This is a genomic window from Cellulosimicrobium sp. EB106-03-01-XG111, from assembly GCF_058792115.1.
In genome coordinates this window covers 271,644-286,975 of record NZ_JBYTEQ010000003.1, presented here as the reverse complement: position 1 = coordinate 286,975, position 15,332 = coordinate 271,644, and the positions used below count along the sequence as shown (strand labels likewise).

General features: G+C 74.6%; 13 protein-coding genes. 9 read left to right on the top strand and 4 right to left on the bottom strand.

The window, feature by feature from the left end:
* The first annotated feature begins 128 nt into the window (after window positions 1-128).
* Window positions 129-1,013 carry an arginase family protein gene (locus AC3WT4_RS05355; protein ID WP_492314913.1) on the top strand — a complete coding sequence of 295 codons (885 nt, stop codon included), beginning with the start codon at window positions 129-131 and terminating at the stop codon, window positions 1,011-1,013.
* A gap of 36 nt (window positions 1,014-1,049) precedes the next feature.
* Here the strand turns inward: AC3WT4_RS05355 and AC3WT4_RS05350 are convergent, their stop codons facing one another.
* Together AC3WT4_RS05350 and AC3WT4_RS05345 are read right to left on the bottom strand one after the other, a co-directional pair.
* Complete coding sequence (locus AC3WT4_RS05350; RefSeq protein ID WP_492314912.1) at window positions 1,050-1,745, bottom strand: NUDIX hydrolase; 696 nt, start codon at window positions 1,743-1,745, stop codon at window positions 1,050-1,052.
* Window positions 1,742-3,193, bottom strand: coding sequence for a GuaB1 family IMP dehydrogenase-related protein (locus AC3WT4_RS05345; protein WP_492314911.1), 1,452 nt, complete (start codon window positions 3,191-3,193; stop codon window positions 1,742-1,744). The genes AC3WT4_RS05350 and AC3WT4_RS05345 overlap by 4 nt, the downstream gene beginning before the upstream one ends.
* 204 nt (window positions 3,194-3,397) lie before the next feature.
* On the opposite strand from AC3WT4_RS05345, the gene dxs reads away from it, so the two are divergent.
* Window positions 3,398-5,320: a 1-deoxy-D-xylulose-5-phosphate synthase gene (gene dxs, locus AC3WT4_RS05340; RefSeq protein WP_492314910.1), complete on the top strand. Its 1,923-nt coding sequence runs from the start codon at window positions 3,398-3,400 to the stop codon at window positions 5,318-5,320.
* Window positions 5,321-5,410: 90 nt separating this feature from the next.
* Here dxs and AC3WT4_RS05335 read toward each other — a convergent pair whose 3' ends face one another.
* A complete protein-coding gene (locus tag AC3WT4_RS05335) occupies window positions 5,411-6,508 on the bottom strand; it encodes a carboxylate-amine ligase (RefSeq protein ID WP_074806086.1) in 1,098 nt (365 codons plus the stop codon).
* 378 nt (window positions 6,509-6,886) lie between these two features.
* Between AC3WT4_RS05335 and pflB the strand changes: the two genes are divergently transcribed.
* The 7 genes from pflB to AC3WT4_RS05300 all read left to right on the top strand — a co-directional run bounded on the left by pflB (window position 6,887) and on the right by AC3WT4_RS05300 (window position 14,752).
* Complete coding sequence (pflB, locus tag AC3WT4_RS05330) at window positions 6,887-9,202, top strand: formate C-acetyltransferase (protein ID WP_074806089.1); 2,316 nt, start codon at window positions 6,887-6,889, stop codon at window positions 9,200-9,202.
* A 30-nt stretch (window positions 9,203-9,232) separates the two neighbouring features.
* Window positions 9,233-10,225 (top strand): pyruvate formate-lyase-activating protein, encoded by a 993-nt coding sequence (pflA, locus tag AC3WT4_RS05325; protein ID WP_492314909.1) that lies wholly within the window; start codon window positions 9,233-9,235, stop codon window positions 10,223-10,225.
* Between the two features lie 131 nt (window positions 10,226-10,356).
* On the top strand, window positions 10,357-10,977 hold the full coding sequence (locus AC3WT4_RS05320; RefSeq protein WP_074806094.1) for a GrpB family protein: 621 nt from the start codon (window positions 10,357-10,359) through the stop codon (window positions 10,975-10,977).
* Window positions 10,978-11,037: 60 nt separating this feature from the next.
* Entirely contained in the window at window positions 11,038-11,235 is a 198-nt protein-coding gene (locus AC3WT4_RS05315) for a CopG family transcriptional regulator (RefSeq protein WP_108047630.1), read from the top strand.
* A 2-nt stretch (window positions 11,236-11,237) separates the two neighbouring features.
* Window positions 11,238-11,624: a type II toxin-antitoxin system death-on-curing family toxin gene (locus AC3WT4_RS05310; protein WP_074806098.1), complete on the top strand. Its 387-nt coding sequence runs from the start codon at window positions 11,238-11,240 to the stop codon at window positions 11,622-11,624.
* Window positions 11,621-13,927, top strand: a complete 2,307-nt coding sequence (locus AC3WT4_RS05305) for a DEAD/DEAH box helicase (RefSeq protein ID WP_492314908.1) — start codon at window positions 11,621-11,623, stop codon at window positions 13,925-13,927. Before AC3WT4_RS05310 ends, AC3WT4_RS05305 begins: the two co-directional genes overlap by 4 nt.
* Before the next feature lie 60 nt (window positions 13,928-13,987).
* Window positions 13,988-14,752, top strand: a complete 765-nt coding sequence (locus tag AC3WT4_RS05300; protein ID WP_492314907.1) for a PIG-L deacetylase family protein — start codon at window positions 13,988-13,990, stop codon at window positions 14,750-14,752.
* A 1-nt stretch (window position 14,753) separates the two neighbouring features.
* Here the strand turns inward: AC3WT4_RS05300 and AC3WT4_RS05295 are convergent, their stop codons facing one another.
* Window positions 14,754-15,326 (bottom strand): hypothetical protein, encoded by a 573-nt coding sequence (locus tag AC3WT4_RS05295; RefSeq protein WP_492314906.1) that lies wholly within the window; start codon window positions 15,324-15,326, stop codon window positions 14,754-14,756.
* Window positions 15,327-15,332 lie beyond the last annotated feature (6 nt).

The window sequence follows — 15,332 nt, the reverse complement described above, 5'->3', positions numbered from 1 at the left end:
AGTTGGCATCGTCGGCAGCGTCAGATGGGGAGAAGAGACAGACCCCGGCCGGGGTGGGCGCGCCGTCGCCGTTTCCGGGCAGGTCGTGCGCGGGGCCGGTGTCGGGGGCGCGGCGTAGCGTCGGCCGTATGACACAGCGGTCGTGGTCGGTCCTGGGCGTCCCGTCGAGCGCGGCGGCCCACGGGCCCGGTCTCGAGAAGGCACCGTCGGCGCTGCGGGCGGCCGGTCTCCTGGACGCGCTGCGGGGGCGCGGGCTCGCGGTCGTCGACCAGGGCGACGTCGAGACGGCCCGCTGGCGCGCGCACCACGAGCCCGGGCGCCTGAACGACGTCGAGCGCGTCGCCGGGGGCGTCGGTCGCGTCCGCGAGGCGGTGGGGCGCGAGCTCCGAGCGGGTCGTGTGCCGCTCGTGCTCGGCGGCGAGTGCACCGTGACGCTCGGTGTCGTCGCCGCGGCGGTGGACCTGCATGACGAGGTCGGGCTCGTCTACGTCGACGGCGGTCAGGACCTCTTCACGGTCGCGTCGCACCCCGAGGAGCCGATCGCCGACGCGACGGGCGTCGCGCACCTCCTCGACCTCCCGGGCGCGAGCCCGGAGCTGGCCGCCGTCGGGGCGCGGCGGCCGCTCCTGGACGCGCGGCGGCTCGCGTTCCTCGGCTTCTCCGACGACGAGGAGGACGAGGGCGGCCGCGTCGTCGCCACCCGGCTCACCGCCGCCGAGGTGTCCGCGGGCCCGGAGGCGGCGGCACGTCGCGCCGTGGACGGGGTGGGTGCCGGGCCGTTCGTCCTCCACGTGGACGTCGACGTCCTCGACTTCTTCGCGCTGCCCGCCGCGGACGTGCCCGTCTTCGGACGCGGGCTCGTGCCCGCCGAGCTGGAGCGCGTCGTGCGGGAGGTCGTCTCGGACCGGGATCTCGTCGCGGTCACCCTGGTGGAGTTCAACCCGGACCACGGCGGGCCGACGACGGCCCGCGCGCTCGTCGACCTGGTCACCGGAGCGCTCACGCCGGGCTGAGGCGCGCGCTGCGCACCCCCACGACCGGGCGGGTCGTCAGAGCGGGGCGTCGAGCGTGCGCGTCCGGTCCCACGGCTCGGTCCAGCCGAGCCGGTCGAACAGCGCGTCGAGGATCCCCCCCGTGAAGCCCCAGACGAGGTGCTCGCGCCCGTCGGCCTCCACGAGGAAGCCGGGGCTCTTGTGCACCCGGCGGTCGCGGCGGACCGTCACGGTGCGGCGTCGGCCGGGGTCGAGGAGGTCGGCCACGGGGACCCGGAACACGTGGGCCGACTCGGCGGCGTCGACGGCGCGGACGGGGGTGGGCCGGGCCCACCACCCGAGCACGGGCGTGACGACGTGGTTGCTCACCGGCACGGGCAGCCGGCCGAGCGTGCCGAGCACCTCGACGCCGCCCGGGTCGAGGCCCGTCTCCTCCTCGGCCTCGCGCAGCGCGCCGCCGACGGGGCCGTCGTCGTCGGGCTCGAGCCGGCCGCCCGGGAACGCGACCTGGCCGGGGTGGTGGCCGAGCGTCGTCGCGCGCGCGAGGAGGAGCACGTCGAGGTCGGCCGGGACGGCCGCGGCCGGGTGCTCGGCGGGCACGCCGTCGAGGACGCCGAAGAGCAGCAGCACGGCGGCGTCGCGCGCGTCCGGGCGCAGCGTGCCGACGGCGTGGCGCCACGGCTCGGGCCACGCGCCGCCTTCGCGCGCGAGCGTCGCGAGCTGCGCGCGCGCAGCCCCGGGCTGCGCCGTCACCAGCTCACCGGGAGCGGGCGGCCCTCCTCGTAGCCCGCGGCGGACTGCACGCCCACGACGGCGCGGTCCGCGAGCTCGGCGAGGCTCGACGCCCCGGCGTAGGTCGCGGAGCTGCGCAGCCCGGACGTGATCTGGTCGAGCAGGTCCTCGACGCCCGGCCGCTGGGGGTCGAGGAACATGCGGCTCGAGCTGATGCCCTCCTCGTACAGCGCCTTGCGCGCGCGGTCGAACGGCGAGCCGCCCGCGGTGCGCGCGGCGACGGCGCGCGCCGACGCCATGCCGAAGCTCTCCTTGTAGAGGCGGCCCGTGCCGTCGTCGTGCAGGTCGCCCGGGGACTCGTAGGTGCCCGCGAACCACGAGCCGATCATCACCTGCGAGGCGCCCGCGGCGAGCGCGAGGGCGACGTCGCGCGGGTGGCGCACGCCGCCGTCGGCCCAGACGTGCTTGCCGAGCTCGCGCGCCGCGGCGGCGCACTCCAGCACCGCGGAGAACTGCGGGCGGCCGACGGCCGTCATCATGCGCGTGGTGCACATGGCGCCCGGCCCCACGCCGACCTTGACGATGTCCGCGCCGGCCGCGACGAGGTCGCGCACGCCGTCGGCCGTGACGACGTTGCCCGCCACCACCGGGACGTCCGGCCCGACCGAGCGCACGGCGTCGAGCGCCTGGAGCATCTTCGCCTGGTGCCCGTGCGCCGTGTCCACGACGAGCACGTCCACGCCCGCCGCGAGGAGCTCCTTCGCCTTCGCCGCGACGTCGCCGTTGATCCCGACGGCGGCGCCGACCCGCAGGCGGCCGACGTCGTCGAGCGCGGGCGCGTAGACCGACGAGCGCAGCGCGCCCTTGCGCGTGAGGACGCCGACGAGCGCGCCGTCGCGCGTGACGGGCGCGACCTTGAGGCGCGCGGTGTGGAGCTGCTCGTAGGCCGTCTCGAGCCCGGCACGACCGCCGTCGAGCACGGAGGCGTCGAGGACGAGCGGGTGGTCGGTCATCACCTGGTGGACCTGGGTGAAGCGGTCGACGTCGGCGCAGTCGGCCTCGGTGACCACGCCCACCGGGCGCCCGCCGTCCACGACGACCGCAGCGCCGTGCGCGCGCTTGCCGATGAGCGTGAGGGCGGTGTGGACGGTGTCGTGCGGGCCGACGACGACGGGCGTCTCGATGACGGGGTCCTTGGACTTCACGTCCGCGACGACGTCCGCCACGACGTCGGTCGGCACGTCCTGCGGGATGATCGCGATGCCGCCGCGCCGCGACACGGTCTCCGCCATGCGGCGCCCCGCGACGGCCGTCATGTTGGCGACGACGACGGGGATCGTCGTGCCCGTCCCGTCGGCGGAGGAGAGGTCGACGTCGAAGCGCGACGCGACCTCGGAGCGCGACGGGACGAGGAAGACGTCGCCGTAGGTGAGGTCGGTCGCGGGGGACTGTCCGGGCAGGAAGCGCATGCCTCCCATCCTACGAGGTCGCACCCCGCCGTTGTCCGCAGTACGGAAGGAAAGTTCCACGAGGTCCACGTCCGTGCGTCCGCGGCGCGAGTGTGCGTCAATGACGTGAAGGTCCCGTCGCCCGGCGCACCGCGGCGCAGGTCATCGGCCCGGACGGCCTAGAGTTGTCGGGCTGGTCGCACGGGAACGGAACGGAGCATCTGCATGAGCCTGCTTGGCACGATCACCTCGCCCGAGGACGTGCAACGGCTGACCCCGGCGCAGGCGCGCGAGCTCGCCGCGGAGATCCGGGCGTTCCTCGTCGACTCCGTCTCCCGCACGGGCGGCCACCTCGGCCCGAACCTCGGGGTCGTGGAGCTGACGATCGCGATGCACCGCGTGTTCTCGTCGCCCACGGACACCTTCGTGTTCGACACGGGCCACCAGTCCTACGTGCACAAGCTCCTCACGGGGCGCCAGGACTTCTCGGCGCTGCGCAAGCAGGGCGGGCTGTCCGGGTACCCGTCGCGCGCCGAGTCCGAGCACGACGTCGTCGAGAACTCGCACGCGTCCACCGCGCTCTCGTGGGGCGACGGCATCGCGAAGGCGAACGTCGTCCGAGGTCTCACCGACCGGCACGTCGTCGCGGTCATCGGCGACGGCGCGCTCACCGGCGGCATGGCCTGGGAGGCGCTCAACAACATCGCGGAGAGCCAGGACCGACGGCTCGTGGTCGTCGTCAACGACAACGGGCGGTCGTACTCGCCCACGATCGGCGGCCTCGCGCACCACCTGTCGACGCTGCGCACGACGCACGGCTACGAGAGCTTCCTGCAGTGGGGCAAGCGCACGCTCCACCGGTCCGGGGCGCCCGGCCGGTTCGCGTACGAGTGGCTGCACGGCCTGAAGAAGGGCCTCAAGGACGTCGTCGCCCCCCAGGGCATGTTCGAGGACCTCGGCATCAAGTACGTCGGGCCCGTCGACGGCCACGACGTCGAGGCCATGGAGCACGCGCTGCGGCGTGCGAAGGCGTACGGCGCGCCCGTGATCGTGCACGCGCTCACCGAGAAGGGCCGCGGCTACACGCCCGCCGAGCAGGACGTCGCCGACCGCTTCCACGCCGTGGGCAAGATCCACCCGGAGACCGGGCTCCCGGTCGCACCCTCGCGCTTCGGCTGGACGAGCGTCTTCGCCGACGAGATCGTCCAGATCGGGCGGCGACGCCCCGACGTCGTCGCGATCACCGCGGCGATGCTCGAGCCGGTCGGTCTCAAGCCGTTCTCGCAGGCGTTCCCCGAGCGCACGTTCGACGTCGGGATCGCGGAGCAGCACGCCGCGACGTCGGCGGCCGGGATGGCGTTCGCCGGGCTGCACCCCGTGGTCGCGGTGTACGCGACGTTCCTCAACCGCGCGTTCGACCAGGTGCTCATGGACGTCGCGCTGCACAAGGCCGGCGTCACGTTCGTGCTCGATCGCGCGGGCATCACGGGCGACGACGGCGCGAGCCACAACGGCATGTGGGACATGGCGATGCTGCGCATCGTGCCGGGCCTGCGCCTGGCCGCGCCGCGCGACGAGGAGACGCTGCGGAGCGCGCTGCGCGAGGCCGTGGACGTCGACGACGCCCCGACCGTCGTGCGCTACCCGAAGGGCACGCTCTCGGACGCGCTGCCCGCCGTCGAGTCCGTCGACGGCGTGGACCTGCTCGCGGTGCCCGCGGGCGCGGGCGACGAGGCCGCCCCCGCCGCGGCGGCGCCGGGTGGTCCGCGCCGCGTCCTGCTCGTCGGCCTGGGCTCGATGGCCCGCGTCGCGCTCGACGCCGGGGAGTCGCTCACCGCGCACGGCGTCGACGTCACGGTGGCGTCGCCCACGTGGGTGCTCCCGCTGCCGAGCGCGCTCGTCAAGCTCGCCGGGGAGCACGACCTCGTCGTGACGGTGGAGGACGGCGTCGTGGACGGCGGCGTCGGTGCGCTGCTGGCCCAGCGGGCGCTGGAGTCGGGCGTGCGCACGCCCGTGCACCCGATCGGCCTCCCGGCGCAGTTCCTCGACCACGCCACGCGCGACCAGGTCGTGTCGGCGTACCGCCTCACCGGGGCGGACGTCGCGCGCGACGTGCTGGACGCGCTCGCGGCGCTCGCGCGCGGCTGACGAACCCTGCCGCGCACCCGGCCCCCGGGCGCGCGGCCCCGGACATGCGGACGGCCCGCGGCGCAGGTGCGCCGCGGGCCGTCGCGTCGGTCAGGAGTGGGTGACCTCGACCGCGTGCTCGACGACGGCGCGCAGGTCGCCGCCGGACGCCGCGTGCCACGCGCGCTGCCGGGCGGCGCCGTTGCCCCCGGACCACAGGCGGCCGAGCAGCTCGGTCACCGCGTCCAGGTCGCCGGCGTCGACGAGCGCGTCGCGCACGTGCGCGACGAGCTGGCCGACGACGTCGTGCGCGGGGGCCGGGCGCCACGTGAGGGGCGAGACGAGGTCCTCCTCGAGGCCCGAGCGGCCGGCGCGCCAGGAGGCGGTGCGCAGGATCTCGGGCCGCAGCTCGGGCGCGGGCGCGCCGTCGGCGGACTCGCGGGCCGCCGTCTCGACGAGGCCGCGGGCGAGCGCCGCGAGCAGCGTCGCGGTGTCCGGGTCGAGGCACACGTCCGCGACGCGGATCTCGACCGTGGGGTACCGCGACGACAGGCGGGCGTCGAAGTAGACCATGTTCTCGTCGAGGATCGTGCCGGTCGCCACGAGGCCGTCGACCGCCGCGCGGTACGCCTCGGGCGAGCCGAACGCGCGCGTCGGGCCCGAGGTGGGCCAGCGCGACCAGACCTGCGACCGGAAGCTCGCGTACCCGCTGTCCTGGCCCTGCCAGAAGGGCGAGTTCGTGCTCAGCGCGAGGAGCGTCGCGAGCCACGGCCCGATTCGGTCGAGCACCGCGACGCCCTCGGTGTCGTCCGCGACGGCGACGTGCACGTGGCAGCCGCTCGTCAGCTGCTCCCGCGCGGTGAGGCCGAACGCGGCGCGCGCCTCGAGGTAGCGCAGGCGCGACACGGTCGTGCCCTCGAACGGCAGGGGAGACGTCGAGAGCGCGGCGACCCGGGCCCCGACGCGGTCCGCGGCCTCCTGGGCACGGCGCCGGCCGTCGCGGATCTCGGTCGCGAGCTCGTCGATCTCGCGGCGCGGGTGCGTCGCCGTCTCGAGCTGTTCCTCCATGAACTCCGACTCCAGCGAGCCGGTGCCCCCGCCCTTGTCGTCGCTGCCGGAGGCCTCGAGGGCCTCGGCCGCGCGGGCGACGGGCTGCCCGTCGTCGCCGACGAGCAGGAACTCTTCCTCGACCCCTACGGTGCGTTTCACCCGGGCAGTCTCACACGGATGCGCGCGGCACGTCCGGCGAGCGTGTGACGGGCGCCCGTGTCGTGCGTCACGACGCCGGTGCACGGTCCCCGGCGAGCGGGTCGGAGGGCTTGTGAAGGTCATCACAAGACGTGTCCGGTGGTGGTGTGGGAGGGCCCAGGATCCGCAGGATCCCGCGGTTCCCGCGGGGTCGCGCCCGCCTCGGGACCTAGGTCCCCGGGCGGTCCCGAACGCCTCCGCCGCGGGCCGCGGGAACCTAGCCTGGAGGTGGCGAAGGAGCCCGTCGGAACCTCGGCCGAGGACCCCACCCGGGTCCTCGCGAGGCCGGCGGGTCCGGCCGGCGCGCGGACCCGCGCGTCAGGCACGAGGGAGGTCCAGATGACCAGCGTTTCCGAGGCACCCGGCACGACGAGCGGCGGCCGCGCGGCGGAGGCGGGCACCGTCGACCCGCAGCACGACACCGCGCACGTCCCCGCGTGGGAGGGCTTCACCGACGGCCCGTGGCGCGACACGGTCGACGTGCGCGACTTCATCCAGCGCAACTACCGCCCGTACACGGGCGACGCGTCGTTCCTCGCCGGCCCCACGGAGCGCACGACGGGCATCTGGAGCACGCTGTCCGCCATGTTCCCGGAGGAGCGGGAGATGGGGATCTACGACGTGGACACCCACACGCCCGCCGGGATCACGGCGCACGCGCCGGGCTACATCGACAAGGCGCACGAGGTGATCGTGGGTCTCCAGACCGACGCCCCGCTCAAGCGCGCGATCATGCCGAACGGCGGCTGGCGCATGGTCGAGGGCGCGCTGGAGACCTACGGCTACGAGGTCGACGAGACCCTGCGCAAGGTCTTCACCGAGTACCGCAAGACGCACAACCAGGGCGTGTTCGACGTCTACCCGCCGAACGTGCGCGCGGCCCGCAGCTCGCACATCATCACGGGCCTGCCCGACGCCTACGGCCGCGGCCGGATCATCGGCGACTACCGCCGCGTCGCGCTCTACGGCGTCGACGCCCTGATCGCCGCGAAGAAGCTCGACAAGCTCGGGCTCGACACGCAGCCCTTCAGCGAGAAGGTCGTGCGCGAGCGCGAGGAGCACGCGGAGCAGATCCGCGCGCTGGGCGAGCTCAAGGAGATGGCGGCCTCGTACGGCTACGACATCTCCGGGCCCGCGACGTCGGCCCGCGAGGCCGTGCAGTGGCTCTACTTCGCCTACCTCGCCGCGGTGAAGGAGCAGAACGGCGCCGCGATGTCGCTCGGGCGCACGTCGACGTTCCTCGACGTGTTCATCGACCGCGACCTCGAGGCCGGCCGCATCACGGAGTCCGAGGCGCAGGAGATCATCGACGACTTCGTCATCAAGCTGCGCATCGTGCGGTTCCTGCGCACGCCCGAGTACGACGCCCTGTTCTCCGGCGACCCGACCTGGGTCACCGAGACGATCGGCGGCATGGGCGAGGACGGGCGCCCGCTCGTCACGAAGAACTCGTTCCGGTTCCTCCAGACGCTCTACAACCTCGGCCCGGCCCCCGAGCCGAACATGACGGTCTTCTGGAGCCCGGAGCTGCCGCAGGGCTTCAAGGACTACTGCGCCCAGGTCTCGATCGACACCTCGGCCGTGCAGTACGAGTCGGACGAGCTCATCCGCCAGCACTGGGGCGACGACGCGGCGATCGCGTGCTGCGTGTCCCCGATGCGGGTCGGCAAGCAGATGCAGTTCTTCGGTGCGCGCGTGAACCTCGCCAAGACGCTGCTCTACGCGATCAACGGCGGGCGCGACGAGATCTCGGGCAAGCAGGTCTCGCCCGTGGCGGCGCCCGTCGAGGGCGACGTGCTCGACTTCGACGACGTCATGGCGAAGTTCGACGCGACGATGGACTGGCTGGCCGAGACGTACGTCGAGGCGCTCAACTGCATCCACTGGTCGCACGACAAGTACGCGTACGAGCGCATCGAGATGGCGCTGCACGACAAGGACGTGCTGCGGACCATGGCGTGCGGCATCGCGGGCCTGTCCGTCGCGGCGGACTCGCTGTCGGCGATCAAGCACGCGAAGGTCTCCGTCGTCCGCGACGAGCGCGGCCTCGTCGTCGACTACGTGACCGAGGGCGAGTACCCCACGTTCGGCAACGACGACGACCGGGCCGACGCGATCGCCGTCGACCTCGTCGAGCGGTTCATGGCGAAGGTGCGCACGCACCCGACGTACCGTGACGCGGTGCCCACGCAGTCGGTCCTGACGATCACGTCGAACGTCGTGTACGGCAAGGCGACGGGCAACACGCCCGACGGCCGTCGCGCCGGCGAGCCCTTCGCCCCGGGCGCCAACCCGATGAACGGGCGCGACACGCACGGCATGCTCGCCTCGGCGCTGTCGGTGGCCAAGCTGCCGTACGACGAGGCGCAGGACGGCATCTCGCTGACCAACACGGTCGTGCCGAGCGGGCTCGGGCGCACCAAGGAGGAGCAGGTCACCAACCTCGCCGGCCTCCTGGACGCCTACATCGGGTCCGAGGGATACCACATGAACGTCAACGTGCTGAACCGCGAGACGCTCCTGGACGCCATGGACCACCCGGAGAACTACCCGCAGCTGACGATCCGCGTGTCCGGGTACGCGGTGAACTTCGTCCGCCTCACGCGCGAGCAGCAGCTGGACGTGCTCTCGCGCACCTTCCACGGCGCGCTCTGACGAGCCCTGACGAGCCCTGAGGAGCCAGCCATGACCGTCACCCTTCCCGGCCCCGCCGTCCGCCCGCAGCGCGGGTGCGGCGTCCCCGGGAGCACCCTGCCCGACGACGCCACGCGCCTCGACGTCCCGGGCGCCCCGACCTCCGCGGCCGAGCCCGCGGCGTCGGGCACGCCCGTGGGCCACGCGCGCCGGGCGGGCGCGGGCCTGGACGGGTTGACGGTCGCGGACGTGGACCGGGCCGACAAGCTCGCGGCGATGCGCGCGGGCGAGCTCGGCTCGGTCCACTCCTGGGAGCTCGTCACCGCCGTGGACGGGCCGGGGACCCGGCTCACGGTCTTCCTCAACGGGTGCCCGCTGCGGTGCCTGTACTGCCACAACCCCGACACGTTCGCCATGAAGGACGGCAGGCCCGTCACGGCGGACGAGCTGCTCGGGCGCGTCCGGCGCTACCTGCCCGTGTTCCGGGCGACGCACGGAGGGCTCACGCTCTCCGGCGGCGAGGTGCTCATGCAGCCCGCGTTCGCGGCGCGCGTCCTGCGCGGCGCGAAGGCGATGGGCGTGCACACCGCGCTCGACACGTCGGGCTTCCTCGGCGCGAACGCGACCGACGCGATGCTCGACGACACGGACCTCGTGCTGCTCGACGTGAAGTCCGGCGACCCGGACACCTACAGGAAGGTCACCAGCCGCGACCTCGAGCCGACCCTGCGGTTCGGGCGGCGGATCGCCGAGCGCGGGCTCACCGGCCACGCGCCCGAGGTGTGGGTGCGCTTCGTCCTCGTCCCGGGCCTCACCGACGACCCGGACAACGTCGAGAAGGTCGCCGACTACGCCGCCTCGCTCAACGCGGTCCGCCCCGGCACGGTGACGCGCGTCGAGGTGCTGCCCTTCCACCAGATGGGCCGCGACAAGTGGGACGCGCTCGGGCGCACCTACGAGCTCGACGACACGCCCGCGCCGTCGGCCGAGCTCACCGAGCGCGTGCGCGACCAGTTCCGCGCCCACGGCCTGACGACGTACTGACCCGACCTGCCGACGAGCGCCCGCTCGCCGAGAGGGGAGAAGCGGCGCCGGGAGCACCTCGCTCCGGGGCCGCTTCTCCCGTCTCGGCGGGCCTGCGGTCCTGAGGCGGGGCAGGGTCGTAGGGTTCGCGGGTGCCTGCAGCGACCGTCGACACCCACGACCCCCGTTGGACCGACACCGGGAGACGGTGGACCGAGCGCGTCGCCGACGCGCTCGCCGACCTCGCGAGCCGGGACGGGACGGCCCCGGTCGTCGAGCACATCGGGTCGACGGCCGTGCCCGGGCTGGCCGCGAAGCCGATCATCGACCTCCAGGTGCGCGTCGCGACGCTGCCCTCCGAGGCGGCGCTGGAGGCGGCGCTCGGGCCGCTCGGGTTCTCGATCGAGCGCGGGGCGCGTCCCGACTCGCCCGGCGTGTACCGGGACATCCCGCGCCCGGGCGCCGACCCCGCGCCCGAGCTCTACGCCAAGCGCCTGCTCACCCGCCCCGGCGACGAGGGCGAGCCGCCCGTGATCCTGCACGTCCGACGCCTCGACTCGCCGTTCGCGGCGTACGTCGTCGCGTTCCGCGACTGGCTGCGCGCCGTCCCCGCCGAGGCCGCGGCGTACGAGGCGACGAAGCGCAGCCTCGCCGCGCGCCACGCGGACGCCGACGACTACGACGACTACACGCGCGACAAGACGGCGTTCCTCGACGCGGCGCAGTCCCGGATGGAGCGCTGGCTCGCCGAGCGCGCGAACGCTCCTGCCTGATCCCTGCACGGCGCCGCCCGCGCACTGATACCGTGGTGGTACCAGACGAGAGGAGCTCACGTGGCTATGACCCTGCGGCTCGACGACGACGCGCAGGCGGCGCTGGAGCGTATCGCCCGCCGCGAGGGCGTCTCCGCGAACACCGCCGTCGCGCGCGCCGTCGTGGAGTACGACGCGAAGCGGCGCGAGATGCGTGACCGGCTGCTCGCCGACATCGTGGCGGAGGACCAGGAGCTGCTCGACCGGCTCGCGCAGTAGCCGTGGTCGTGTACCTCGACGAGGACGACCTCGTCGCCGCCGCCACCGCGTTCCTCGGGCACCCGCCTGCCGTCCGCGACTACGGGCTCCTGTCGTCCGCACTGGCGCGTCCGGCCGCGTCGATGTACGGCGTCGAGGCCTACCCCGCCCTCGACGAGAAGGCAGCCGCCCTGCTTCTCTCCGTCACGAAGAACCACGCGCTGATCGACGGGAACAAGCGACTGGGCTGGGTCGCGGTGAGACTCTTCTACGCGCTCAACGGAGAACGGCTCGTCATGCCGCAGGACACCGCGTACGCGCTCGTCGTCGGTGTCGCAGCCGGCCAGATCGACGACGTCGAGACCGTGGCGCGGAAGCTCGCGGAGCACGTCGTGCGCCGCGAGTCGTGATCGCCGCGAGCGGCGCGCTGCCCGACGTCGCCACCGCGCGGGCGGTCGTCGCGGACGCGGACGCCCTCGCCGCGCAGCTCGCGGCGCTCTCCGCCGCGCCGGCGACGGCCCGCGAGCAGGTGCGCGCCGCGTTCGGCGACAGCCGCGAGGAGAAGGTCCTGGCGCGACTCGACACCGTCGACGTCGCGTCGCTGCGCGACGTCACGCGCGAGCGGCTGCGGCTCGGGGCGCTCGCGGACGCAGGCGTGCGGACGGTCGGCGAGGTCGCGCGGCTCGGGCGCGACGGGCTGGAGAGGCTCCCCGAGATCGGCCCGCAGACGGCGACGCACCTGCTCGCCGCCGCCGAGCAGGTGGCACGCGCCGTGCGCGAGAGCCTGCGCTTCCGGATCGACCTCACGCCGACGGACCCGGTCGCGACCGCGCTCGTCCAGGCGCTGCACACGCTCGACCAGGCCGCCACCGCCGTCGCGCGGTACGGCGACCAGGTGCGGGCCGCGCTCGCCGAGCACGAGCGCGTGCGCGCCGACGCGCTGGTCGCCGCGAGCGGGCCGCGCCGCCTCCTCGCGTGGGGCGAGCGGCGGCGTCGGGCGTTCGCGGCCGTCGCGACGCTCGCGGGCCTCGCCGAGCGGGCGCGGGCGACGGGGCTCACCGAGGAGGCGCGGCGCGTCGTCGGGCTGCTGACCCAGCCCGCGCGCCCGTACGACGTCTGGGAGGACTTCCGCCGCCGGTCCGCGGCGTACTACGCGCTGCTCGACGGCGTCGCCCCCACGGGCCGCGACGTCGCCGCCGCGGCCGGGCACCTGCCCGCCGAGCTCGTGGACCGCGTGCAGACGCAGGCGCTCGACGAGTCGCTGCTGACGGTCTCGCTGCGCGGGTACCAGGCGTTCGGGGCCCGCTTCGCGCTCGCTCAGCGGCGCGTCGTCCTGGGCGACGAGATGGGCCTGGGCAAGACGGTGCAGGCCGTCGCCGTCGTCGCGCACCTGGTCGCCCGCGGCGCGACCCACGCGCTCGTCGTGTGCCCGGCGAGCGTGCTGGAGAACTGGGTGCGCGAGCTGCGCGCGCACGCGGACCTCCCGGTGCACGCCGTCCACGGCGAGGACCGGGAGGAGGCGGCCGCGGCGTGGCGCGCGGCGGGGGGTGTCGCCGTCGTGACCTTCGCGGGCCTGCGGCGCGCGGGGACCGAGGCGTTCGCGGCGGCGGCGCCGGCCGTGCTCGTCGTGGACGAGGCGCACTACGTGAAGAACCCGCTCGCGAAGCGGTCGGTGGCCGTCGCGACCCTCGCCCAGGCGACCGAGCACGTGCTCCTGCTCACCGGCACGCCCATGGAGAACCGGGTCGAGGAGTTCCGCACCCTCCTGGGCTACCTCCAGCCCGAGCTCGCGGCACGCCTCGACGCCGCGCACGGCGCCGCCGGTCCCGACGCGTTCCGGCACGCCGTCGCGCCCGCCTACCTGCGACGCAACGCCGAGGACGTGCTCGAGGAGCTGCCCGAGCTCGTGCAGGTCGACGAGTGGGAGCGGCTCGGTGCGGTCGACGGCGCCGCGTACCGCGAGGCGGTCGCAGCGGGGTCGTTCATGGCGATGCGGCGGGCGGCGTTCGCCGTCGAGCACCCCGAGGACTCGGCGAAGCTGCGCCGGCTCGGGGAGATCGCGCGCGAGGCGGCCGAGAACGGGCGCAAGGTCGTGGTGTTCTCGTACTTCCGGGACGTCGTGGGCGCGGTCGCTCGCGCGCTCGGCGACCTCGCGCTCCCGCCCCTCACCGGCTCCGTGCCCGCCCGCACGCGTCAGACGATCGTCGACGACTTCACCGCGGCCGAGGAGCCCCGCGTGCTCGTCAGCCAGATCGACGTCGGGGGAGTGGGTCTCAACCTCCAGGCGGCGTCCGTGGTGATCCTGTGCGAGCCCCAGACCAAGCCGACGACCGAGGCGCAGGCCGTCGCGCGCGCCCACCGCATGGGGCAGGTCGAGACCGTCCAGGTGCACCGCCTGCTCACGGTCGACAGCGTCGACGAGCACCTCGTGCGCCTGCTCGGCACCAAGGCCCGGCTGTTCGACGCGTACGCGCGCCGCAGCGCGCTCGCCGAGGAGGTCGCGGGCGCGGTCGACGTGTCCGAGGCCTCGCTCGCGCGCGCGGTGGTCGACGCCGAGCGCGCCCGGCTGTTCGTCGACCCGGCCGTGACGTCGGTCGAGGACGCCCCCGTCGAGGAGGCGCCCGCCGACGTCGTCCTGCCCGGCGCGGCGGGCGACGGCGCGCTCGATGACGCGCCCCACGACGCGACCGAGGACGCGCCCGTCGAGCACTGACGCGGCGCGGTCCCGCGCCGTCGTCGCGCTCGGCGCCGGGACCCGGCATAGCGTGGCGTCATGACCCGGACGGACACCCTGCCCCCGCTCACCCCGCTCACCCCGCTGCGAGAGGACTGGACCACGGCGCTCGCCGTCGTGGCCCACCCCGACGACATGGAGTTCGGCGCCGCCGCGGCGGTCGCGCGGTGGACGGGTCAGGGCAAGCGGGTCGTGTACTGCATGGTCACGAGCGGCGAGGCCGGCATCGACGGCATGGACCCGGACGAGGCGCGCCGCGTGCGCGAGGCGGAGGAGATCGAGTCCGCCAGGATCGTGGGCGTCGACGAGGTGGAGTTCCTCGGGCTGCCCGACGGCGTGCTCGAGTACGGGCTGCCGCTGCGACGCGCGATCGCGGGCGCGGTCCGGCGCCACCGGCCCGACGTCGTGATCACCGGGAACTACCGCGAGACGTTCCCGGGCGGGATGCTCAACCAGGCGGACCACGTCGCGACGGGGCGGGCCGTCGTCGACGCCGTGCGCGACGCGGGGAACCGGTGGGTCTTCCGCGAGCAGGTCGAGTCGGACGGGATCGAGCCGTGGGGCGGGGTGCGTCAGGTCTGGGTCGCGGCCTCGCCCGACGCCGCGCACGGCGTGGACGTCAGCTCCACGTTCGAAGCGGGGGTGGCGTCCCTGCGCGCGCACGCCGCGTACCTCGACGGCCTCGGCTGGGAGGACTTCGACCCCGCGACGTTCCTCGGGTCGATGAGCGCCCCGACGGGCGAGCGCATGGGCGTCGCGCACGCCGTCGCGTTCGAGGTGCTGCGGATGGGCGCCGAGGACTGACTCAGGCGGGGTCGGGCTGGTCCTCGACCTCGACGACCTTCAGCTCGGGCGTGAACCCGAACAGTGCGCCGTCGTGCGAGCCGACCCACCACTTCCCGCACATCACGGTCGCGGACTGCTCGGTGCCCTCTTCCCACCAGGACGCCTCGAGCGTCGCCGCGGTGCGGTAGTCGATCGCGTCGAGCTCGCCGTGCTCGGGACGCGGCTCCAGGGGGTGGTCGGCCGAGACGGGGGTGCAGCTCGCGGGGAGAGCGCCGGGGTCGGCCGTCATCGTGAGGATGCGCTCGTCGCCCGTCGTGCGGACCACCTCGCGCACGTCGGTGGCGGAGTCGGGGACCCAGTCCGGGAGCACGGCATCGGCCTTGCCGGCCTTCCCGGTCGCGAACTCGTAGGTCGTGGTGTGGCCGGCGCGGTTCTCGGCGACGGCCTCGCCGATGCTGCCGCACGCGGACAGCAGGAGCGCGGCACCGGCGGCGACCGTGAGGGCGCCGAGCATGCGGCGCTCGGCCGTGCCGCGGGGCGTGGTGGTCAGGGGAAGATCGGCGGCGGGCTGGTTGGCGGTGCGGTTCGTCATGACCAC